This is a genomic window from Streptomyces sp. PTL18, from assembly GCF_059510295.1.
The window spans coordinates 360,174-380,862 of sequence record NZ_JCAJZO010000001.1; the positions used below are offsets into that span (position 1 = coordinate 360,174).

The window sequence follows — 20,689 nt, forward strand, 5'->3', positions numbered from 1 at the left end:
AAAGCAACGTCCGCCCCTCCCGGGGGCGGCCTGCGTGTGACCGCCGTGTGATCGGCGGGCCCGGGACGGCACGGATGTCCCGGTCAGAACACGGACAACCCCGTGAGCGTGGTGAAGCGGTCGAGTGCCGCGACGCCCGCGACGGAGTTGCCGCGTTCGTCGAGGCCGGGGCTCCACACGCACAGGGTGCAGCAGCCGGGCACGACGGCGATGATCCCGCCGCCGACGCCGCTCTTGCCGGGCAGGCCCACCCGGTAGGCGAAGTCGCCCGCCGCGTCGTACGTGCCGCAGGTCAGCATCACGGCGTTGACCTGCTTGGCCTGGCTGCGGGTCAGCAGCCGGGTGCCGTCGGCGCGGATGCCGTGCCGGGCCAGGAAGCCGGTGGCGAGGGCGAGGTCCGCGCAGGACGCGGTGAGGGAGCACTGCCGGAAGTACTGTTCGAGCAGTACCGGCACCGGGTTGCCGATGTTGCCGTAGGACGCCATGAAGTGGGCGAGGGCGGCGTTGCGGTCGCCGTGCGTCGCCTCGGAGGCGGCGACCTCCGTGTCGAAGGAGAGGCCGGGGTTGCCGCTCTCGGCGCGCAGGAAGTCGAGCAGGGTGCGCGCCGCGTCACCGGTGCGGGTGTGCAGCCGGTCGGTGACGACGAGGGCGCCCGCGTTGATGAAGGGATTGCGCGGGATACCGTTCTCGTACTCCAGCTGGACCAGGGAGTTGAACGGGTTGCCGGACGGCTCCCGCCCCACGTGCTCCCACAGCGCGTCACCCTCGCGGGCGAGGTCGAGGGCGAGGGTGAAGACCTTGGTGATGGACTGGGTGGAGAACGGCTGCCGCCACTCCCCCACCCCGTACACCGTGCCGTCCGGTTCGGCGACGGCCATGCCGAAGCGGCGCGGGTCCAGGGCGGCGAGCGCCGGTATGTAGTCGGCGGCCCGGCCGCGACCGGGGCGCTGCTCCATCTCTTCGGCGATGCGTTCCAGCACGGGCTGGAAGTTCAGCGGCGGGGCCATGGTCACCATCGTGCCGCTCCCCGGGACGAACCGCTCATCTGACGTACCTCGTGATCATGCGAGGGATCCTACGACCCGGTGGAGGCTGCTCCCCCCGATGGGGCGGCAGCCGGCGACCACCGCCCCGAGGCCCGTTCTCCCTGGCGACCGGAGGGTCAGACCGCCGGGGAGCCGCTGCCCGCGACCACCTCGGGTCGCAGCAGCGCCTGAAGCCGCTCGGCGGGCAGCAGGCCCTTCTCCAGGACGAGTTCGGCGACTCCGCGCCCGGTGGCGAGGGCCTCCTTGGCGATGCCGGTGGCCGCCTCGTAGCCGATGTACGGGTTGAGGGCGGTGACCAGGCCGATGGAGTTCTCCACCGCCGCGCGCAGCTCCTTCTCGTTGGCCGTGATCCCCGCGACGCACCGCTCGGCCAGGGTGAGGCAGGCGCGCTCCAGGTGGGTGATGCTCTCGGAGAGGGAGTGCAGGATGACCGGCTCGAAGGCGTTGAGCTGGAGCTGGCCGGCCTCGGCGGCCAGGGTGATGGTGACGTCGTTGCCGATCACCTCGAAGGCGACCTGGTTGACGACCTCGGGGATGACCGGGTTGACCTTGCCGGGCATGATGCTCGAACCGGCCTGCACCGGGGGCAGATTGATCTCGTTCAGACCCGCGCGCGGCCCGGACGACAAGAGCCGCAGGTCGTTGCAGCTCTTGGAGAGCTTGACCGCGATCCGCTTGAGCACACCGGACATCTGCACGAACGCCCCGCAGTCCTGGGTGGCTTCGACCAGGTTCACCGCCGTCACCAGCGCTAGACCGGTGATCTCGGACAGGTGCCGGCGTGCGGCCTCGGCGTATCCGGCAGGAGCGTTCAGGCCCGTGCCGATCGCCGTGGCGCCCAGATTGATCTCGTGGATCAGCTCCGCCGCCTCCGCCAGCCGGCTGCGGTCCTCCTCCAGCATCACCGCGTACGCCGAGAACTCCTGCCCCAGCGTCATCGGCACCGCGTCCTGCAACTGGGTGCGGCCCATCTTCAGCACGTCACGGAACTCCACCGCCTTGGCCGCGAAGGCGTCCTGCAGCACCGCCATCGCCTTCAGCAGCCCGCGCACCGCGTACACAGTCGCGATCTTGACGGCGGTCGGATAGACGTCGTTGGTGGACTGGCCCAGGTTGACGTCCTCGTTGGGGTGCAGGTACCGGTACTCGCCCCGGGCGTGCCCGAGCAACTCCAGCGCCCGGTTGGCGATCACCTCGTTGGCGTTCATGTTGGTCGAGGTGCCCGCACCGCCCTGGATGACGTCGACGACGAACTGGTCGTGCAGCTTGCCGTCACGGATCTCACGGCAGGCCTCCACGACGGCGGCGGCCTTCTTCGGCTCCAGCAGGCCGAGTTCCTCGTTGGCCAGGGCGGCGGCCTCCTTGACGGCGGCCAGAGCGTCGATCAGATGCGGGTAGGCGGCGATCGGCGTCCCCGTGATGGGGAAGTTCTCCTTCGCGCGCAGGGTGTGGATGCCCCAGTACGCCTCGGCGTGTATGTCGCGGTGGCCGAGCAGGTCGTGCTCGCTGCGGTGGGCTACGGCGGTCATGGCAGTGCGGGCCTCTTTCGGAGGTGGACGAACGAGGTGGAGGGTTCGGTCAGGCGCGGGTACGGACGAGGGGGTCCAGCGCGCGGACCGGCCGGACGCTGCCGACCGGCTCGCCCCCGCCGAGCAGCGGTTCGCCCGCGAACTCGGCGAGCACCGCCGGGTCCACGCCGGCGCGGGCGAGGGCCGCGGCGGCGACCGGGATCCGTGCCCGGTTCGCCCCGTCGGCGATCTTCACCGCGACGGCACGGCCGTCGGGCAGCGCGGCGACCTGGACGCCCTCGAAGCCGTCCTTGGCGAGCAGCCCGGGAACGGCCCGCATCAGCGCGGCGACGTCGCGCCCGGAGCCGGACGCCATCTCGGCGTGCTCGCGTACGGCGTCCGCCACCCGCGCCTCCGGGGTGCCGGCCGGCGCGGTGGTGATGCGGACGGCGGCGCGGGCGAGACCGTGCAGCGATATGGAGAACAGGGGCGCGCCGCAGCCGTCGACGGTCACCCGGGCGATCGCCTGGCCGGTGAGGTCCTCGACGATCTCGGCGATGGCCTGCTGGAGGGGGTGTGCGGGGTCGAGGTAGCCCTCCAGCGGCCAGCCGTTGACCCTGCAGGTGTACAGCATGGCCGCGTGCTTTCCGGAACAGTTCTGGGCGAGCCGGGAGGGCAGGCGCCCTTCGCGGATCCAGTCGTCGCGCACGACCGGGTCGTACGGCAGGTCCGGGACGTTGCCGAGATCGTCCGCCGTGGCACCGGCCAGCTCCAGGATCCGCCGGGTGCCGGCCAGATGCCGCTCCTCTCCGGAGTGGCTGGCCGCGGACAGCGACAGCAGTTCCCCGTCGAGCGGAAGCCCGGCGCGCACCATGGCCGCCGCCTGGACGGGTTTGAGCGCCGAGCGCGGGTAGAAGGCGGCCTCGATGTCACCGAGTTGCAGCTCCACGCTCCCGTCGGCGCCGAGGACGACGACCGAGCCGTAGTGGATGCCTTCTATGACCCCACCTCGCACGAGGTGGGCGACTGGGGCGTGCAGGGGCTCCCGGATCGCAGGAGCCCCGGCCACCGGACTTCCGTACAACACTGCGTGGTTCACACATTCACCTTGGAGGATGCACCGCGGTCGACCCGGCCGCGGACGCCGTACCAGCCGGCGACGAGGGCGGCGACGATCAGCGGCAGGCACAGCACGGTGGTGCGGCCCGCGCCGCCGTCGGCGTACATCAGGACGAACACGGAGGCGAGGAAGCCGAGTGTGACGATCTCGGTCCACGGGGAGCCGGGCAGGCGGTAGCCGGGCCGGGACAGCTCGCCCCGCTGCGTCTTCCGCCAGAAGAGCAGGTGACAGAGCATGATCATGCCCCAGGTGGACAGAATGCCGATCGCCGCGAAGTTCAGCACGATCTCGAACGCGTCCGCCGGGACCACGAAGTTCAGGCCGACACCGAGGACGCAGATCCCGCTGGTGAGCAGGATGCCGCCGTACGGGACCTGGCTGCGGCTCATCCGCGCCGTGAACTTGGGCGCCGAGCCGGACATCGCCATGGAGCGCAGGATGCGGCCGGTGGAGTACAGGCCGGAGTTGAGCGAGGACATGGCCGCGGTGAGCACGACGAGGTTCATCACGCCGCCGGCCGCCGGAACACCGATGTGGGACAGGACCGTCACGAAGGGGCTCTGGCCTGCGGAGTACTTGTTCCAGGGCAGCAGCATCGACAGCAGCACGACCGAGCCGACGTAGAACAGCCCCACGCGCCACATGATCGAGTTGATCGCCTTCGGCATGATCTTCTCGGGGTTCTCGGTCTCCCCCGCGGCGACACCGACCAGTTCCACGGAGGCGTAGGCGAAGACGACGCCCTGGATGATCAGCAGCATCGGCAGCACACCGTTGGGGAAGACGCCGCCGTGGTCGGTGATCAGGGACGGGCCGGGGGCGCTGCCGTCGACCTTGTGCTGGGTGACCAGCAGGAAGATGCCGATCGCCATGAAGACCACGAGCGCGCCGACCTTGACGATGGCGAACCAGAACTCCAGTTCGCCGAAGATCTTCACCGAGATCAGATTCACGGTGAGGACCACGGCCAGGGCGATGAGCGCTATCACCCACTGCGGGATGTCGGAGAACATGCCCCAGTAGTGGGTGTAGGTGGCCACGGCGGTGATGTCGGCGATGCCGGTGGTCGCCCAGTTGAGGAAGTACATCCAGCCCGCGGTGTAGGCGCCCTTCTCCCCGAGGAACTCCCGGGCGTAGGACACGAAGGCGCCGGACGAGGGCCGGTACAGGACGAGTTCGCCGAGTGCGCGCACCACCAGGAAGGCGAAGACGCCGCAGACCGCGTACGCGATGAAGAGGGACGGGCCGGCGTCGGCGAGGCGGCCGCCGGCGCCGAGGAAGAGGCCGGTGCCGATGGCACCGCCGATGGCGATCATGTTGACGTGCCGGGACTTCAGGGACTTGCTGTAGCCCGCGTCTCCGGCGTCGACGTGACCGGACGATGGGCGCGTCTCTTCTTTGAGGTGCTGTTCGCTCACGCCTCTGGTCCGCCTTCCGTGGGGAGATCCGTGCGCCGGGGGCGCAGGATGTCGGTGAGGGTCGTCTCGACGCGGTCGAGGTGGTGGGCCATGGCGGCCACCGCGTCGTCTTCGGAACCGTCCATCAGCGCCTCGACGATCGCCCGGTGCTCCCGGTTGGACTGCTCACGCCGGCCGCCCAGTTCGTTGAGGAAGGCCGACTGACGCGCCAGTGCGTCGCGGATCTCCTCGATGACCCGGCGGAAGACCGGGTTCTGGGCGGCCTCGGCCACGGCGAGGTGGAAGAGGGTGTCCATCGCGACCCACGCGGTGGTGTCCGTCTCCCGCTCCATCCGGTCCAGCAGATGGGCCAGGTGGTCCAGGTTCTCCGGGGTGCGGCGCTGCGCCGCGTACCCGGCGACCGGGATCTCGACGTGGCGGCGCACCTCCAGCAGGTCGCTCGCCGCGTAGTCGCCGAAGGTCGGGTCCTCGACGGCGTCGGCGACGACGAAGGTGCCCTTGCCGGTCCGGGACACGGTCAGGCCCATGGTCTGCAGGGCCCGCAGGGCCTCGCGCAGCACGGGGCGGCTGACCTCGAGGGTGCGGCACAGCTCGGCCTCGGAGGGGAGCTTGTCACCGATCGCGTACTCGCCGCGCTCGATGGCGCCGCGAAGGTGGGTGAGGACCGCTTCCATCGCGCTGACGCGCCGCGGCCCCCGACCACCTGTCTGGCTGTCTGACAGGTTCACGGGGGTTGATCCTCCGGGTAACGGGACGGGACTGTCAAGGGGGTCGCGTAAGGAAACTTTCAGGGGGCCGGATCGCCTGAATATCGGCTTCCCGGCCCCCTGCGATCCGCTGGGGCGCCGCTCGCGGGAGGGGGCTCGGTCGGTCAGCTGAGCTTGCCGGTGGCCAGCAGACCGAAGAGCGCCACGCCGACGACGATCCGGTAGATCACGAAGGCGTTGAAGGAATGCTTGGCGACGAACTTCAGCAACCAGGCGATCGAGGCGTAGGCGACCACGAACGACACGATCGTACCGACGACCAGCGGCGCGGCGCCGACCCCCGTACCCAGGGCGTCCTTCAGCTCGTAGATGCCGGCGCCGGTGAGGGCCGGGATGCCCAGGAAGAACGAGAGGCGGGTGGCGGCCACCCGGTCGAGGTCCAGGACGAGCGCGGTCGACATGGTGGCGCCGGAGCGGGAGAAGCCCGGGAAGAGCAGGGCGAGGATCTGCGAGCTGCCGACCAGCATCGCGTCCTTGAACGAGGTGTCGTCCTCGCCGCGCTTGTGCCGGCCCATCTGGTCCGCGCACCACATCACGGCACTGCCGACGATCAGCGAGCCCGCCACCACCCACAGCGAGGCGAGCGGCCCCTCGATCAGCGGCTTGGCGGCCAGGCCGACCACGACGATCGGGATCGTGGCGGCGATCACCCACCAGGCGAACTTGTAGTCGTGGTGGTACCGCTCCTGCTTGTTGAACAGTCCCCGACACCAGGCCGAGACGATCCGCACGATGTCCTTGAGGAAGTACAGGAGCACGGCCGCGATCGCGCCGACCTGGATGACGGCCGAGAAGCCCACGACGGCCTGGTCGTCGACGGGAATCCCCATCAGCCCCTCGGTGATCTTGAGATGGCCGGTCGAGGACACGGGGAGGAATTCGGTCAATCCCTCGACGACTCCGAGGACGGCGGCCTGACCGACGTTGATGACGCTCATGGGATCCAGTTCTGAGGAGTTGGTCGACAGTGCTGTAGACAGTGGTGCTGAGGAAGTTGTACTACGCGCGGGTGACGGCCGCCGACCAGGTCACAGGGCCTGGGCGAGCAGAGCCCCGGCAAAAGCCGCACCGAGACCCGCCGACACGCCGGCGACGACGTTGGCGGCAGCGTAGAACCCGGCCCCGGTCTCGGTCAGCCGCAGTGTCTCGTACGAGAACGTCGAGTACGTGGTCAGGGCCCCGCACAGCCCCGTGCCGAGCAGCAGCTGCACGTGCGGGGAGACGTGTCCGGCCGCGGCGGCCCCGGTCAGCAGACCGAGAAGCAGTGAGCCCGTCACGTTGACCACCAGGGTGCCCCACGGAAAGACCGTGTCGTGCCTGACCTGGACCGCACGGTCGGTGAGGTAGCGCAGGGGGGCGCCCGCCATGGCCCCGACGATGACCAGCAGCCAATTCACAACGAGTTCTCACCTGTCCTCTCGTCCGGTGTCCCCGCGTCCGGTCGCCCCGCGTCCGACATACCGGATGACCTCGCAGTCGTCGAGCGTCACCAGCCCTTCGGTGACGAGCTCGTCCAGCCGGGGCAGGAAGGCGCGGACCCGTTCCTCGGTGTCGACGATCACGACGGCCACGGGCAGGTCCTCGCTCAGCGACAGAAGCCTGGAGGTGTGGATCAGCGAGGAGGCACCGAACCCCTCGATGCCGCGGAAGACGCTCGCACCGGCGAGGCCCGCGGCATGCGCCCGGTGCACGATCTCGCTGTAGAGCGGCCTGTGATGCCACGTGTCGTGCTCCCCGATGAAGACGGTCAGTCTCAGGGCCCTGCCGGTCAGTCGTGTCATAGCCGCCTCCGCGGGCGCCGGTCGGTGGTGTCGTTCATCGCTGCCGCCACGCCAGGAGGCGACGGGTGGCCTGCATCGCGAGCCGGACCGAGACGAGGGCCCCGAGAAGGGTCGCGAACAGGTACGCGAGCGCGGCGCGCGGATGGCCCGCGTCGACCAGCTTCTGGATGTCGACGGCGTACGTCGAGAAGGTGGTGAAGCCACCGAGCACACCGGTGCCGAAGAAGGGCCGCACCAGCCGGTGGGCCGCCCACACATCGGTGATGACGACCATGAAGACGCCGATCACGGCGCAGCCGGCGAGGTTGATCCCGAATGTGGTCCAGGGGAATTCCCCGGCCCGGGCGGCCCACAGCAGCGAGGCGCCGTAGCGGGCCGTCGCACCGATGCCGCCGCCGAGGGCGACGACCGCGACGACGGGTCCCTGCCCGTGCCAGGGCGACGGCCGCCGCGCGGGCTCGGGGGACGGGGCACCGGTCGTGTCGGCGCTCTTGGGGTGCGGGACTGGCATGGACGTACTTCTCCTACTCGCCGGGGCCCTGCCGGACGGGCACGCTCATCGCAAGTAGGGACCGTTGGCGGCGGCACTGCCGCGGTTCGGGTACGGCGGGCCCCACCGCCGCGCCGCGGGGCATGATCGCGGCCGGGGAACAGATTACCGCTGGGCACCGCGACCGCGCACACCCGGGGGTCGAGCGCCCGCTAAGGGGTGCCGGGCAGCTCGCACACGGCGACGCCACGTTCCCAGACGCTCCCGAGGACGAGCCGGCCGTCGGCGACGCAGGCGCTGGTGACCATGCGGAAGCCGGAGGGGCGGTGGACGAGGTGCCGGCGGACGCGGCCGTCGTCGTCGACCGCGAGGGCACCGGCCATGGCAGCCGGGCGGTACGGGACGCGCACCGCGAGCCGGGCGGCGGCGCGGCGCACGACCGGGGTGGCGCGGTGCAGCAGGTCCAGAGCGGGGACGCGGGGCCCGGCGAGCCCGACCCAGATCGGCCCGTCGGATCCTCCGCGCCAGAGGTTGTCCGGCATTCCCGGCAGGTCCTCGAGGAAGGGCTCGGCGCGGCCGGCCCGTGGCCCGGTGAGCCGGTAGCGGATGAGGCGCCGGGCTCCGGTCTCGGCGACGACGAGGAAGGACTCGTCCTTGGACGGCGCGAGGCCGTTGGCGAACTGGAGCCCCTCCAGGAGCACCTCGGGAGCGTCGGCGCCGGGGACGAGCCGCAGCAGCCGTCCCGTTCCGGTGTGCCCGACGATGTCGCCGACCCACTGCTCGAACGGGTGGCACCGGCTGGACACCGTGAAGTACAGCGTGCCGTCGGACACGGCGACGACGTTGCTGCAGAACCGCAGGGGCTCCCCCGCCACCGAGTCGGCGAGGACTCGCACGGTGCCGTCCTGGAGGTGGATGCGCAGCAGTCCGCGGTGCGCGTCGCACACCAACAGGTCGCCGTCCGGGAGGAGTTCGAGACCCAGGGGGCGGCCACCGGTCTCGGCGAGCACCTCGACACGGGTACGCGCGGGCTCGGCGAGTCCGTCCACGCGCAGGATGCGGCCGTCCTCGACACCGGTCAGCACGCGACCGCGGGCGTCGGCGACGACGTCTTCGGGCCCGCGGCCGCCGACGTCGACGTAACGGATCGGGACGAGAGCCGTGGATCGGTCCATGTGCGCCTGCCCTTCGATGAACTGTCGTGGGGCGGTCCGTCTTCGCAGCCGCACGCCCGGACTGCGGTACGCCTCGGGAGGATCGGACCATGCCGCGTGCCCGAGTCTCCCACGCCTTCGCTTCCACGCCCGGGGAAGGAGCAGAAGCCGCCGCGACGGAGGAGCGCTCACCAACTCTTCTCGAACATCCGCGCCACCTCGGCAATCCGTACCTCGTCGCTGCGGTAGTGGGTCCGGCGACCGATTCGCCGTGCGCGGAGGAGGCCGATGGCGGCCAGGAGGCGCAGGTCGGACTCGGCGACCGAGCGGGGAACGCCGAGCTTGCAGGCGATGGCGGCCGCGGTGACGCCGTCCTCGGCGAGGTCGGGGTGCCGTTGGGGCGGGAAGTGGGCCCCCGGGTCCTTCAGCCACTCCAGGATCCGCAACCGCCTGTCTCCGGCGGGTCTCTTCAGCATCTCGTCCCTTCCGTACCGCCCTCTGGTCCCACTGTGCCGTGACGGACGGTGCCGGGCCGAGCCCCTATCGGGCCGAACTGGCGTTGCAAAAAAGACGCCTGGACGGGAATGGCCCGACCGCATACGGCCGGGCCGTTCCTCGACAGGTGCCTCAGCGGTGGCGGAACCAGTTCATGGCCGGTGTGGCCTTGTTGCCGTAGTCGAACAGGGCACGTTCGCCACCGCGTTGTCGAACCACCACCCCGTGCCGGACCGCCGGGTCCCCGAGGACGTGGCGGTGGGCGGTGTCGACGCCTCCCCCGCGGCCACGGCGGTCAGCCCGGCCCTCACCACCGTCCGTCAGCCGTGGGACCGGATCAGCAACGAGATGGTCCGCGTCCTGCCGGCGCGGATCGGCGGCGAGGAGCCGGCGGCGGTGATCCTGCCGACGGAACTGGTCGGACGCGAGTCGGCGTGACCTCACGGTCGCACGGGTGCGCCGCCCGGCCCAGCGGACGGCGCCGCGCCGCCTGCCCTGCGACCGGTCAGTTTCGAAGAAGCCGACCTCCGCTCCCCCGCCGTAGCGTGGAACCACCGGCGAACGACGCCGGCCCCCTCACCACGGAGGCACCCATGAGCACCGGCCTGAAGACCGTCGTCTACCCCGTCAAGGACCTGGCCCGGGCGAAGTCCCTGTTCAGCGCCCTGCTGGAGACGGAACCGTACGTGGACGAGCCGTACTACGTGGGGTTCCGGGTCGCCGGGCAGGAGATCGGTCTCGACCCCAACGGACACGCCAAGGGGCTGACCGGGGCGGTGCCCTTCTGGCAGGTGTCCGACATCAGGGCCCGGCTCGGGGCGCTGGTGGACGCCGGGGCCGAGGTGCTGCAGGACGTCCAGGACGTCGGCGGCGGCAGGCTGATCGCCTCGGCGAGGGACGCGGACGGCAACCTCGTGGGCATCTTCCAGGACCCCGCCGGCCCGGCCGAGTAACCGGTTCGCCCTCCACCAAGTGCCTGCGCACACACTAGTTGCAGCGTAATTGAACAGGGGCTTTTCTGTTACCGTGCGGGTATGGCAGTGACGACGGCCGGCGCCCGGCTCGAGGACCGGTGGCGGGACATCCTGTCGGTGCACGCACGCACCATGTGCGAGATCGACCGCGCTCTCCATCCCCACGGCCTGGGCGCCAGCGATTTCGAGGTCCTCGACATCCTCGCCGCCGAGACACCCGCCCACGGCGACCAGTGCCGGGTGCAGAACCTCGCCGAGCGCGTCCATCTGAGCCAGAGCGCACTGTCCCGGCTGATCGGACGGCTGGAGAAGGACGGTCTGCTGCGGCGCTCGGTGTGCGAGGAGGACCGGCGCGGAGTCTGGGTCGCCCTGACCGGGAAGGGCCGCGCGCTGCACGCCGAGGTCCTGCCGCTGCAACGCGAGGTCCTCGCCCGCATGCTCACGTCGTAGGGCCCCGGCCTTCGATCGGGGTGCGCCGCGGCCGTCGACGGACCACGATGGGGGTACAGCAGAGGATGCGTCGGCGAACGGCACGGCACAGCCGGGCGAAGACGCTGCGGCCACATGGCCGCCGGGCGCTCGGGTACGCGGTGCGGGTACGAGCACTCGGGCATCCACGACGCACTCGCCCGTCCCGTCGTCCGAAGGGACCCATCATGACCAGCCCCTCCGTCTCCCGCCCCGCTGCGGCGTCCGGCACCTTCTCCCTCGGGGGTGACCTGCCCGTCCACCGGCTCGGCTACGGAGCCATGCAACTGACCGGCCCCGGCGTGTGGGGCGAGCCCGAGAACCCCGACGAAGCCGTGCGTGTGCTGCGGCGCGCGGTGGAACTCGGGGTGAACTTCATCGACACCGCCGACTCCTACGGGCCCTTCGTCAGCGAGCGGTTGATCCACAAGGCGCTCCACCCCTACCCGGACGACCTCGTCATCGCCACCAAGGCCGGTCTCACGCGGTCCGGGCCGGACGACTGGCGTCCGGTGGGCAGGCCCGAATACCTGCGCCAGCAGGCGGAGCTGAGTCTGCGTCACCTCGGTGTGGAACGCCTCGACCTCTTCCAGCTGCACCGTATCGATCCCAAGGTGCCGCTGGCCGAGCAGCTCGGGGAACTGGTGCTGCTGCAACAGGAGGGCAAGGTGCGGCACATCGGCCTGTCCGAGGTCTCCGTCGAGCAGATCGGCCAGGCACGCGAGATCGCGGACATCGTCTCGGTGCAGAACCTGTACAACCTGGCCGACCGCAGCGCCGAGGACGTGCTGGAATACGCGGAGCGCGAGAACCTGGCCTTCATCCCCTGGTTCCCGATGGCCACGGGTGAACTCGCCCGTGCCGGCGGGCCGTTGGACAGCGCTGCCAAGGAGCACGGCGCGAGCCCGGCACAGCTCGCGCTCGCCTGGCTGCTGCGCCGCTCCCCGGTGATGCTTCCCATCCCCGGCACCTCGCGCGTCTCGCACCTGGAGCAGAACGCCGCAGCCGCCGAGATCTCACTCACCGACGAGGAGTTCTCCGCGCTGGCCGGCTCCGTCGGCGCCTGATCCACCCGCGGCCCGCAGCGGGCCGGCGCTCACCCCGCCGCAGGCCGTCGGTCCACCGGGCGGCGCGGCGGGATCGCGGGGCAGTCGAAGTCCCGGGGACCGCTCCACAGTGCCGGTACGGCGTCGCAGCGGCGGCACAGCTCGTAGGCGATCGCCTCGTAGTTGACCCGCCAGCCGTGGAAGTGCGGCCATGCCTCCCGCGCCGTGCGCTCCGCCGTGAAGCCCGTCGCCTCCAGCATCGCCACGGCCGCGTCGAACTCCGTGAACGGGAGGTGGATCGGCGTGTCAGGCGCCGGGTCCGCCTCGAACGGGAAACGCAGCGAGCGGGCGATGTCGCGCAGGGCCGTGAACCCGGCCCGAAGCACCAGGCGGGCCTCCGGTGGGGCGGCGCGCGGCGCGAGGGACAGCTGCATCGCCGCCGCGTCCATGACGGCGAGCATCCCGACCAGCCAGTTCCGGTACGGGCGCGGCGAGCGGAACGAGATCAGTACCGGATAGGTGGAGTGGCTCTCGCCGATGTCGGCGGCCAGCCGCTCCCACGCGCGGTACAGCTCGGGCAGCGCGGTCTCGGTGTCGACGAGCCACTGACGGGCCAGGATCTCCGGGCCCCAGGCGGGCTCGCCGGCCCGGGACTGCAGCAGGGTGACCTCCAGTTCCCGGCGGTTGTAGGCGGCGTACAGGGTGGGCAGGTAGGCGATCTGCAGGGCGATGACCACGGGCCCGGTGGCTGCCGCGACGAAGTCCAGCGCGGACAGCCGCAGCCGCGTGCCGCCGGCGAAGCCGAGCGTGAACAGACTGGAGCCCGCCTCCCGGAAAGCGTTGCTCCAGGTCAGCGGGGACAGGGAGTGCAACAGCAGGCCGTAACCCGCGAGCGCCCCACCGAGCCAGAGGGCGAGCATGCCGATCAGGATCAGCGGGGCGAGCCAGGTCTGCGCCCGGTCGATGTCCTCGTAGCGTCCCCTCGGCGCGGCCAGCCGCAGCAGCCGCCGCAGCGCCCACCACAGGCGGTACACGAGAATGGAGTACAGCCCGCGCGGCACCACCAGGGTGCGCACGATGCTGGAAAGCACGGTCACCAGCACCAGCGCGCCGGCCACGCCGGAGATCCATCTCATGCGGTCATTGTGGACCGCCGCCCTGCCTGCCTGGGCACCGCGGTGCTCCGGGGCGCCGGGGGTGGCCCCCGGCGCCGCCGTGCGGTCAGGCCTACGGCCGCGCCAGCAGGGTGCGGACCCCGTCCGAGTTCAGGGTCAGGCCGTGCGGGGAGGCCGCGTCGATGGTGAGGGTGAGGTCGCTGGTGGGCCACTGGGACGCGAGTGCGCCGAGCGGCACCAGGCGGTAGCGGGAGACGAACGGCAGCAGGTCCGCCATCTCGGTCTCGGAGGTGAACACCGGCACGGTCTGTTCGCCGTCCGGCTGCTCCAGGACGGGCAGCGCGACGGTGTTCGGGTTGTTGGCGTCCTCCTCGCTGGCGTCGTCCGGCACGGGGACGAGCACATCGCTCCCGGCCAGCGTGTCCAGCGCCTCCGCGTCCCCGGCATCCACCGCAAGGGTGTCCAGCGCCGACTGGGCCGCGGTCGGGTGGTGGTTCTTGTCCGGAATGTCCATGGCAAATCCCCAGGTTGTACGGGCGGGCATGCCCTGGAACCAGCGGCTCCGGGCGCACTCCCGCCTCGCGTACCCGTCCCGCGCCCGGCCATGCATGAGGCGCCGGTCAGGTGTCGGCCCGACGCCTCGCGCGGGGCTCATCCGGCCCGTCCGCCGAGCCCCTTCCCGGGTCGTTTGACCGCGTGGCCCACGATCACGGTCTCGGCGCCGTCGACGTCCAGGCCGCCGAGGTCCCGCGTGACGAACCGGTAGAGGCCGTCGAGGTCCCGTGCCCAGATCGCGAGGTGCAGGTTGGACGCGCCGGTGGTGGCGAAGGCGCCGTGCACCGCGGGGTGCCCGGCCAGCGTGCGTCCCACCTCGTGGAGGCGGCCGGGTGCGACCCGCACCATCAGGTTGGCGTCGATGAGAAGCCCGAGCCGCTTCGGATCGACCACGACATGGGTGCGGAGCCGGCCGGCGCCGGTGAGCCGGGCGATGCGGCGCCGGACCGTGGAGTCCGGGTGTCCGGTGCGCGCGGCGACGGCAGCCGCCGGTGCCCTGGCGTCGTCCTCCAGCGCGGCGAGGATGTCACGGTCGACGGCGTCCGGCGGCCCCGCCGTGGCGGCTCCCGGTGGCCGCGGGGGTGTCAGCGCGGCGCGTTCGGCGTCGCTGAGGACGTCGTGCCGCCAGTCCGAGGCCTCCGCGAACACGTGCAGGACCGTGTCCGCCGCGACGGAGGTGACGGCTCGGGTGGCGGGCAGGTCCCGGAAGACCAGGTGGTCCCGGGTGCCGGGGCGGGTCCAGGAGACGGCGAGGATCTCGTCGCCGGACGCCGAGACGTCGATGAACGGGACGTCGGGACGGGCCGCCAGCGCGGCGGTGAGCGCGTCGAGCCTGCTGCCGATCATTCGGATCCGCAGGAACAGCGCGCCCACGGAGTCCGGCCGGGCGGGCAGTGCGATGACCCGGCAGACGCCGTCGGCGAACAGGGTCTGCCAGCGCCGGTGCACGGTGCGCGGGCTCATCGAGAGGACCTCACCCGCCCGCTCGGCGGTGAGCCGGCCGTCGCACTGAAGCGCCGCGATCAGCCGCTGGTCGCGCTCGTCGAGTACGGGATCAGCCGGTTCGAGGGCCATGGACGGCAGTATCGCTCACCCGGGCGCGGTGGAGGGACCCGGGGGGGCCGGCAGTGCGGAGGATCTGCGCAGGGAAGCGACGCACCGACGCAAGGAGCCCGAGATGTCGTACGAGGATCTGCTCGCCCCCATGGCCGCCGCCGTCCAGGAGGTGGGCGCGCTGGTCTCGGCCACTCCCCGCCCGACCCCCGCTGCCTCCCGCGTGGAACTCGCCCGGTCCTTCGAGGCGTTGGAGGAGCCGGCGGTCGCCGTGATGCGGCGGCACCTGGACGTGCTGCGGCCCGGCGCCCCCTGGGCGGAGGAGCTGGACGGCCTCGCCCCGCTGCCCGGCGGCGAGGTGTGGGTGGTCGACTGCGTGGACGGAGCGGTGCAGTTCCTGCAGGACCTGCCGCAGTTCTGCGTGAGCCTGGCGCTGGTCCGGGACGGCGAGCCCGTGGCGGCCGCCCTGCACGCTCCCCTGCTGGGCGAGACCTACCTGGCGTCCCTCGGTGGCGGTGCCACCCGCGACGGGCGGCCGATCGCCGCGTCGGCCAGGACCGACCCGGCAGCCGCCGTCGTGGCCGGCAGCCATCCCCCCTTCATCACCCGGCAGCCGAAGGCGGCAGAGGAGGCCGGACGCTCGCTGGCCGCCCTGCTGCCTCACGTGGGTGCGATCCGCAACCTGGGCCCCACCTCGTGGCAGATCGCCGACACGGCGGCCGGACGCCTCGACGCCTACTGGCAGTTCGGCCGCGACGCCGTGAATCTGCTCCCGGGCGCCCTGGTGGCCCGCGAGGCCGGCGCCCTCGTCACCGACACCGGGGGCCGCCCCTGGACCGCGGAATCCGACAGCTTCCTCGTGGCACCGGCGGGACTCCACCGGCAGTTGGTGGAGATCCTCGGGCACCGGGGCCGATAGGTGCGGGCGGTGGCCCCCGATCGCCGGGGCCACCGCCCATGTGTGCCCGGGATGCCGGGTCAGGCGCCCGCGCGGTCCCTGCGGCGCAGGGTGAGGAAGGTGCCGGTCGCACCGGCAGCGACGAGGGCGCCCACCCCGATGCCCACCGGGACGGACGGGAACGACGAGGCGTTGGTGCTCGCGGCCGTGTTCTGCATCGCCGGGCCGGGGGTGATGCTGGTGGCGACGGCCTTCACGGGGTGGATCGGGCCGACCGACCGCACGGAACCGTCGGCGTTCAGCAGCACCTGCTTGTTGTTGGGGTGCCGGAAGTCGAACATCCTCGCCAGCGAACCGGCGGTGGCGTCGAAGGAGTGGTCACCGATCCGGCCGGTGTGCCAGTTGTCCTCGATGAAGCGGATGATGGAGGACTGGTCGGTCTGCGTGTGGTCGACCTTGTTGACCTTGCTGTACGGGGAGACCACGAGCAGCGGCTGACGGGTGCCGGGGCCGCAGCGGTCCTGGTAGCCGCCCGACGCGGCCGGACCCGCCTGGCAGGCCGGGCTGTCGGTGGCCTTGCCGTTGGAGCCGATCGAGGTGTCCGCGGAGCCGTTGCGCGGCTTGGCGTACGCGTGGTCGTACCAGCCGTCGGAGTCGTCGTAGGCGATGACGACCGCGGTCGACTTCCACTGCGGCGACTTCTGGATCGCGTTGATCTCGTTCACCAGGAAGTGCTGTTCGTCGATCGGGTCCGAGTAGCCGGCGTGACCGTCCTGGTACTCGGCGGCCTTGAGGAAGCTGACCGCCGGCAGCTTGCCCGCCTTCAGGACCGCGTCGAAGTCGGTCAGGTCGTAGTTGTGGTTCGCCTGCCCGTTGTGGCCGATCTCGTCGACGCTCTTCGGCGGCAGGTGGTGCGGGTTGGACGTCGACTTGTAGTACTCGAACGGCGAGTGGTGCGGGCTGTAGTCGACGACCGCGGCACCGCCGACGTTGGTGTGCGTGGTGTCGCACTTGGCGTAGTCGCCCTGCTTGCCGTCCCAGGCGGTGGACGGGCGGAATCCGCCCTGGAACCAACCCCAGGTGAGCTTTTTGGAGTTGAGCACGTCACCGATGTTCCGGCCCTGCATCGCGGCCAGCGCGTTCTTGCTGGTGTGGTCCTTGCCGGAGCAGTCGTCGTAGGCCGGGTCCGGGTCGTTGACGACCGTGCCGACGCCCTGGGCGTCCGGCGACTTGACGGTGTACGCGTCCGGCGTGGTGGTCTGCCTGGGGTTCTCGGTGCCGGTGGCGGGGTCCACGGAGATGACGCCGTGTGTCTGACCGGAGACCAGGTTGAGCGCGCCGGGCGTGGACGGGCCGTAGACCGAGCTGTAGGAGCGGTCGTTGAGGGCGTAGTGCTGGGCGTAGTTCCACAGCCCGGTCACGGTGTTGCCGTCGTAGTAGTCCATCACCAGGCCCGGCTCGCCGAAGAGGGTGCCGGAGCACTTGCCGGAGTCGGTGTTCTGGACGAACTGGTCGTTCTTCCCGCCGTTGTACGCGTACTGCTCGGGCCCGTAGCCGTGGTTCTGGTCGCAGGTCATGGCCTGGGACGGGGTGAGCCGCTTGGGCGCGTACTGGTTGGGGTTCTTCGTCAGCAGCCCGGCGTTCGCCAGGGTGTCGATGTGCTTCGGGGTCTTCTTCGACGCCGTGAACTTCGTGCCGTCGGTGTTGGCGGCCTTCGGATAGGTCGCGAAGTAGTGGTCGAAGGAGATGTTCTCGCCGAACAAAACGACCACGTGCTTGATGGGCGTGGCCGTCGAGGAGTGGGTCCCGTCCGGCACGGCCGCCCAGGCGGGCGCGTTCGCCCCCAGGGCAGTGAGCGCGGCGGCGCCCGCGAGCGCGCCGAGGCTCCTCATGGTTACTCGTCTTCCCCTGCTGGACATGGTGGTTCACCTTCCGGGCCACGAACGTCATTGCGCCATACGGTCAGAGATGCTCTGCTCAACGAACGGCACGATGCTGGAGGCGCGGTGGCGGTCAAGTGAACACCGGGTCAGGGAAGAAAAGGGAAAGCTTGACCGACTGTTGACCCGGCGGCAGGCGCACAGGAGTTCAGGACGGACCCGTCACCAGCCCACACGGTTCAGGACGTCCCGCCCAGCAGTTCCCGTCCGTACCAGTCGTCGCCGTCCCGCACACCGGGCAGCGCGAAGAAGTAGCCCCCACCGAATGGCTTGATGTAGTCGGTGAGGGGTTCGCCCGCGAGGCGGTGCTGCACGGTCTCGAACTGCCGGGCGAGGTCCTGCTGGTAGCAGCAGAACAGCAGCCCCATGTCGAGGTTGCCGTTGCTGTCCATCCCCGCGTCGTAGTTGTAGGCGCGGCGCAGGATCCGCTGGTCGGCCGTGGTCGCGGTGCGCGGGTTGGCCAGGCGTATGTGGGCGTCCAGCGGGATGACGTCGCCCTTGGGGTCACCGGCGTAGTCGGGCGTGTCGTGCTCGGCGTTCCCGTCCAGGGGTGCGCCGGTCCGGCGGGACCGGCCGAACATCCGCTCCTGCTCCGAGAGGGAGACCCGGTCCCAGAACTCCACGAGCATGCGGATCAGCCGGACGACCTGGTAGCTGCCGCCGACGGCCCACTCCGGTTCGCCCGTGCCGCGGCCCACCCACACCAGGCGGTCCATCTCGCGGGCGTCGGCCGGGTCCGGGTTGGCCGTGCCGTCCTTGAAGCCCATCAGGTTGCGTGGTGTGCCCGAGGGGCGGGGCGGGCTGGAGAATCCGTCGAGGCGCCAGCGGACCTGCAGGCCGCCGCGGGTGTGCCGGGCGATGTCACGCAGGGCGTGCAGCACGGTGTCCGTGTCGTCGGCGTGCAGTTGGAGGCTGAGGTCGCCGTGGCACCACTCGGGTCTGAGGTCGTCGTCGGGGAAGGACGGCATCGTCGTGAGCCTGCGCGGGCGGTGACCGGCGAGGCCGAACCGGTCGTCGAACAGGGACGCGCCGACGCCGACGGTCACCGCCAGTGCGCCGGAGGGCAGCCGCTCGCCGAGGATGCCGGAGTCGGCGGGCGGTCCGGTGATCCCGACGGGCGAGGGCGTGCCGCCCGAGGCGAGGAAGCGGGCGCGGGCGGTCAGGGCGCGCAGGAGGTCGACGAGGTCCGCGCGGCTGCGTGCGGTCACGTCGAGGGCGGTGAACACCGTGACCCGGCGCGGGGCGGCGAGCAGCGACTGCTGGTGGGCGCCGTGGAACGGCGCGAGGGGCGCCGTACTCGTGCCGCCGGTGGCGGCCGGGGCCGCCGCGCCGCCCGTCGCGAGTCCGGCCCCCGCGAGGGCGGCGCCGCGCAGGAAGCCGCGCCGTCCGACCCCGTTCACCCCGTTCGTCTCCGCGGACGCGCTCACACCGTCCTCCGCGGGTCGCAGAGGGTCGCCACCGGGGCGAGCCGCTCGACCAGGTCGCCGAGGGCCGCGTCGACCTGCTCGCGCTGCGTGCGGTCCAGGCCGTCGAGCGGCGTCCAGCTGCCGCCGTGGTGGAAGCCGTCCAGGGTGCGCCGGGCGCGGTCCAGCGCCCGGTCGAGGCCGGACAGGTCCGGGTACCGGGTGGCGAGCAGGGGGCGCAGCCGGGAGAGCACGGCGCGGGCGCCGTCGAGATTGGCGCGGGCGGTTGCCAGGTTGCTGCCGCTGCCGTAGTCGGTTCGCCCGGTCAGCTCGAACTGCACGGTGTTCTCCAGGATCTCGTGGGCCCTCAGGCCCAGCTGTGCCGGGTCCATACGGGCCTGGGCCCAGCTGTCGCGCAGCGCCGTGACCGCCTTGACGAGCGCGTCCGCCGGGGCGCGCAGGGCGGCGGTGGTCCGGTCGTGCCACAGGCCGTACTCGATGCGGTGGAAGCCGGTGAAGGACGGGTCGTGGACGCCTTCGGCCAGGCCTGCGTCCGTTGCGTCGATCTGTTTGTCCGCGTCGCCGAAGGCGTCGTAGGCCGCGCCCAGTCGTTCGTACTCCAGATGCGCCGGGAGCCAGGCGGCCCGAGCCCCGGCGAGGTCGCCCCGGTCGACGGCGTCCTTCAGCCGCCCGGTCAGCTGCACGACCTCGTCCAGACCGCTCGCGACCCACTTCTGGTAGTCGATCGCCAGGGGGATCAGGTCGTGCTCGGTGACCGGGGCCGCCGCCGGCCCGGGCTGTCCCGAGGCGATACGGACGGTGGGACCGGTGACCGCGTCGGCGTCGTCCGGCAGGCACACGAAAGCGTAGGAGCCCTTGCCGAGGCGCACGGTCAACGCGCGTGTCGTGCCCGGGGCGAGGCCCTCCATCTCGGCGTGGACGGCCCGGGTGCGGGCGTCCTCGAGATAGACCTCGGCGGGGCCGCTGGAGGTGTTGTGCAGATCGAAGACCTGCAGCCCGGCGACCGGCCGGTTCCAGCCCCGGCCGCAGCCGCTCGGTGACACCTCGACGGTGGTGTGCGGCAGCCCGTCGTCGGCGGCGGCCCGCGCGCGCCGGGCTCCGCCGAAGGTCGTGGCCAGCAGCGCCGCCACCAGGGCCAGGGCGAGAAGGGTTCCGCCCGCGGCCCAGAGTCGGGCCCGCCGTGACGTGAGGTCGGGCACCGGCATATTGCTCCGCGCCTCCCCGGACGACGTGCGAACGTACCGACGCGCCCGGTTGCGGGCGCGATCACCTGATGTTAGGCAGCACCGTACGCCCGAACAGCCCTGCGACAGAGACGGACACCAAGAGTTCGGCCGCGGTTCACCGAGGGCTCGCCGCGGCCGTCGTCAGTCCTGCGGACCGCTTCACCGGGCCTCGGGCCGGCACCCCCCGTACGCTGGTGCCCTCGGGGCATGT

General features: G+C 71.6%; 21 protein-coding genes and 1 pseudogene. 5 read left to right on the forward strand and 17 right to left on the reverse strand.

Translation table 11 applies throughout. The features are described from left to right. Positions 1-83 precede the first annotated feature (83 nt). From AC5WS8_RS01695 to AC5WS8_RS01745, 11 genes are all read right to left on the reverse strand, one after another. Positions 84-1,016: a glutaminase gene (locus tag AC5WS8_RS01695; protein WP_496101430.1), complete on the reverse strand. Its 933-nt coding sequence runs from the start codon at positions 1,014-1,016 to the stop codon at positions 84-86. Positions 1,017-1,162: 146 nt separating this feature from the next. Beyond that, the gene (gene aspA / locus AC5WS8_RS01700; RefSeq protein ID WP_496101431.1) at positions 1,163-2,575 is read right to left on the reverse strand and encodes an aspartate ammonia-lyase; all 1,413 of its coding nucleotides are present in this window, start codon (positions 2,573-2,575) and stop codon (positions 1,163-1,165) included. A gap of 49 nt (positions 2,576-2,624) precedes the next feature. Beyond that, complete coding sequence (locus AC5WS8_RS01705) at positions 2,625-3,638, reverse strand: asparaginase (protein ID WP_496101920.1); 1,014 nt, start codon at positions 3,636-3,638, stop codon at positions 2,625-2,627. Between the two features lie 11 nt (positions 3,639-3,649). Then, entirely contained in the window at positions 3,650-5,092 is a 1,443-nt protein-coding gene (locus tag AC5WS8_RS01710) for an amino acid permease (RefSeq protein WP_496101432.1), read from the reverse strand. Continuing rightward, positions 5,089-5,766 carry a FadR/GntR family transcriptional regulator gene (locus tag AC5WS8_RS01715; RefSeq protein WP_496101921.1) on the reverse strand — a complete coding sequence of 226 codons (678 nt, stop codon included), beginning with the start codon at positions 5,764-5,766 and terminating at the stop codon, positions 5,089-5,091. The genes AC5WS8_RS01710 and AC5WS8_RS01715 overlap by 4 nt, the downstream gene beginning before the upstream one ends. A gap of 197 nt (positions 5,767-5,963) precedes the next feature. Then, entirely contained in the window at positions 5,964-6,797 is an 834-nt protein-coding gene (locus tag AC5WS8_RS01720) for an undecaprenyl-diphosphate phosphatase (protein ID WP_496101433.1), read from the reverse strand. A gap of 90 nt (positions 6,798-6,887) precedes the next feature. Next, positions 6,888-7,256 carry a fluoride efflux transporter CrcB gene (gene crcB / locus AC5WS8_RS01725; RefSeq protein ID WP_496101434.1) on the reverse strand — a complete coding sequence of 123 codons (369 nt, stop codon included), beginning with the start codon at positions 7,254-7,256 and terminating at the stop codon, positions 6,888-6,890. A 9-nt stretch (positions 7,257-7,265) separates the two neighbouring features. Then, on the reverse strand, positions 7,266-7,640 hold the full coding sequence (locus AC5WS8_RS01730) for a DUF190 domain-containing protein (protein ID WP_496101435.1): 375 nt from the start codon (positions 7,638-7,640) through the stop codon (positions 7,266-7,268). A 34-nt stretch (positions 7,641-7,674) separates the two neighbouring features. Then, positions 7,675-8,151 (reverse strand): fluoride efflux transporter CrcB, encoded by a 477-nt coding sequence (crcB, locus tag AC5WS8_RS01735; RefSeq protein WP_496101436.1) that lies wholly within the window; start codon positions 8,149-8,151, stop codon positions 7,675-7,677. A gap of 191 nt (positions 8,152-8,342) precedes the next feature. Then, on the reverse strand, positions 8,343-9,305 hold the full coding sequence (locus AC5WS8_RS01740; protein ID WP_496101437.1) for an SMP-30/gluconolactonase/LRE family protein: 963 nt from the start codon (positions 9,303-9,305) through the stop codon (positions 8,343-8,345). A 167-nt stretch (positions 9,306-9,472) separates the two neighbouring features. Further along, positions 9,473-9,760 (reverse strand): ArsR/SmtB family transcription factor, encoded by a 288-nt coding sequence (locus AC5WS8_RS01745; RefSeq protein ID WP_496101438.1) that lies wholly within the window; start codon positions 9,758-9,760, stop codon positions 9,473-9,475. A gap of 253 nt (positions 9,761-10,013) precedes the next feature. Between AC5WS8_RS01745 and AC5WS8_RS01750 the strand changes: the two are divergent. The 4 genes and pseudogenes from AC5WS8_RS01750 to AC5WS8_RS01765 all read left to right on the forward strand — a co-directional run. Continuing rightward, positions 10,014-10,217, forward strand: a pseudogene (locus AC5WS8_RS01750) (substrate-binding domain-containing protein); the annotation flags it as partial. A 155-nt stretch (positions 10,218-10,372) separates the two neighbouring features. Continuing rightward, positions 10,373-10,732 (forward strand): VOC family protein, encoded by a 360-nt coding sequence (locus AC5WS8_RS01755; RefSeq protein ID WP_496101439.1) that lies wholly within the window; start codon positions 10,373-10,375, stop codon positions 10,730-10,732. A gap of 81 nt (positions 10,733-10,813) precedes the next feature. Next, positions 10,814-11,203: a MarR family transcriptional regulator gene (locus AC5WS8_RS01760; RefSeq protein WP_496101440.1), complete on the forward strand. Its 390-nt coding sequence runs from the start codon at positions 10,814-10,816 to the stop codon at positions 11,201-11,203. Between the two features lie 206 nt (positions 11,204-11,409). Further along, positions 11,410-12,288 (forward strand): aldo/keto reductase, encoded by an 879-nt coding sequence (locus tag AC5WS8_RS01765; protein ID WP_496101441.1) that lies wholly within the window; start codon positions 11,410-11,412, stop codon positions 12,286-12,288. Positions 12,289-12,317: 29 nt separating this feature from the next. Here AC5WS8_RS01765 and AC5WS8_RS01770 read toward each other — a convergent pair whose 3' ends face one another. From AC5WS8_RS01770 to AC5WS8_RS01780, 3 genes are all read right to left on the reverse strand, one after another. After that, entirely contained in the window at positions 12,318-13,403 is a 1,086-nt protein-coding gene (locus AC5WS8_RS01770) for a hypothetical protein (RefSeq protein ID WP_496101442.1), read from the reverse strand. Positions 13,404-13,494: 91 nt separating this feature from the next. Next, a complete protein-coding gene (locus AC5WS8_RS01775; protein ID WP_496101443.1) occupies positions 13,495-13,896 on the reverse strand; it encodes an SseB family protein in 402 nt (133 codons plus the stop codon). Between the two features lie 137 nt (positions 13,897-14,033). Beyond that, on the reverse strand, positions 14,034-15,011 hold the full coding sequence (locus AC5WS8_RS01780) for an AsnC family transcriptional regulator (RefSeq protein WP_496101444.1): 978 nt from the start codon (positions 15,009-15,011) through the stop codon (positions 14,034-14,036). A gap of 103 nt (positions 15,012-15,114) precedes the next feature. On the opposite strand from AC5WS8_RS01780, the gene AC5WS8_RS01785 reads away from it, so the two are divergent. Beyond that, a complete protein-coding gene (locus AC5WS8_RS01785) occupies positions 15,115-15,909 on the forward strand; it encodes an inositol monophosphatase family protein (protein ID WP_496101445.1) in 795 nt (264 codons plus the stop codon). A gap of 59 nt (positions 15,910-15,968) precedes the next feature. Here AC5WS8_RS01785 and AC5WS8_RS01790 read toward each other — a convergent pair whose 3' ends face one another. The 3 genes from AC5WS8_RS01790 to AC5WS8_RS01800 form a co-directional block, all read right to left on the reverse strand. Then, the gene (locus tag AC5WS8_RS01790; RefSeq protein ID WP_496101446.1) at positions 15,969-17,780 is read right to left on the reverse strand and encodes a phospholipase C; all 1,812 of its coding nucleotides are present in this window, start codon (positions 17,778-17,780) and stop codon (positions 15,969-15,971) included. Positions 17,781-18,007: 227 nt separating this feature from the next. Beyond that, positions 18,008-19,228, reverse strand: coding sequence for an iron uptake transporter deferrochelatase/peroxidase subunit (gene efeB, locus AC5WS8_RS01795; RefSeq protein ID WP_496101922.1), 1,221 nt, complete (start codon positions 19,226-19,228; stop codon positions 18,008-18,010). A 23-nt stretch (positions 19,229-19,251) separates the two neighbouring features. Continuing rightward, positions 19,252-20,457, reverse strand: a complete 1,206-nt coding sequence (locus AC5WS8_RS01800; protein ID WP_496101447.1) for an EfeM/EfeO family lipoprotein — start codon at positions 20,455-20,457, stop codon at positions 19,252-19,254. Between the last annotated feature and the right edge of the window lie 232 nt (positions 20,458-20,689).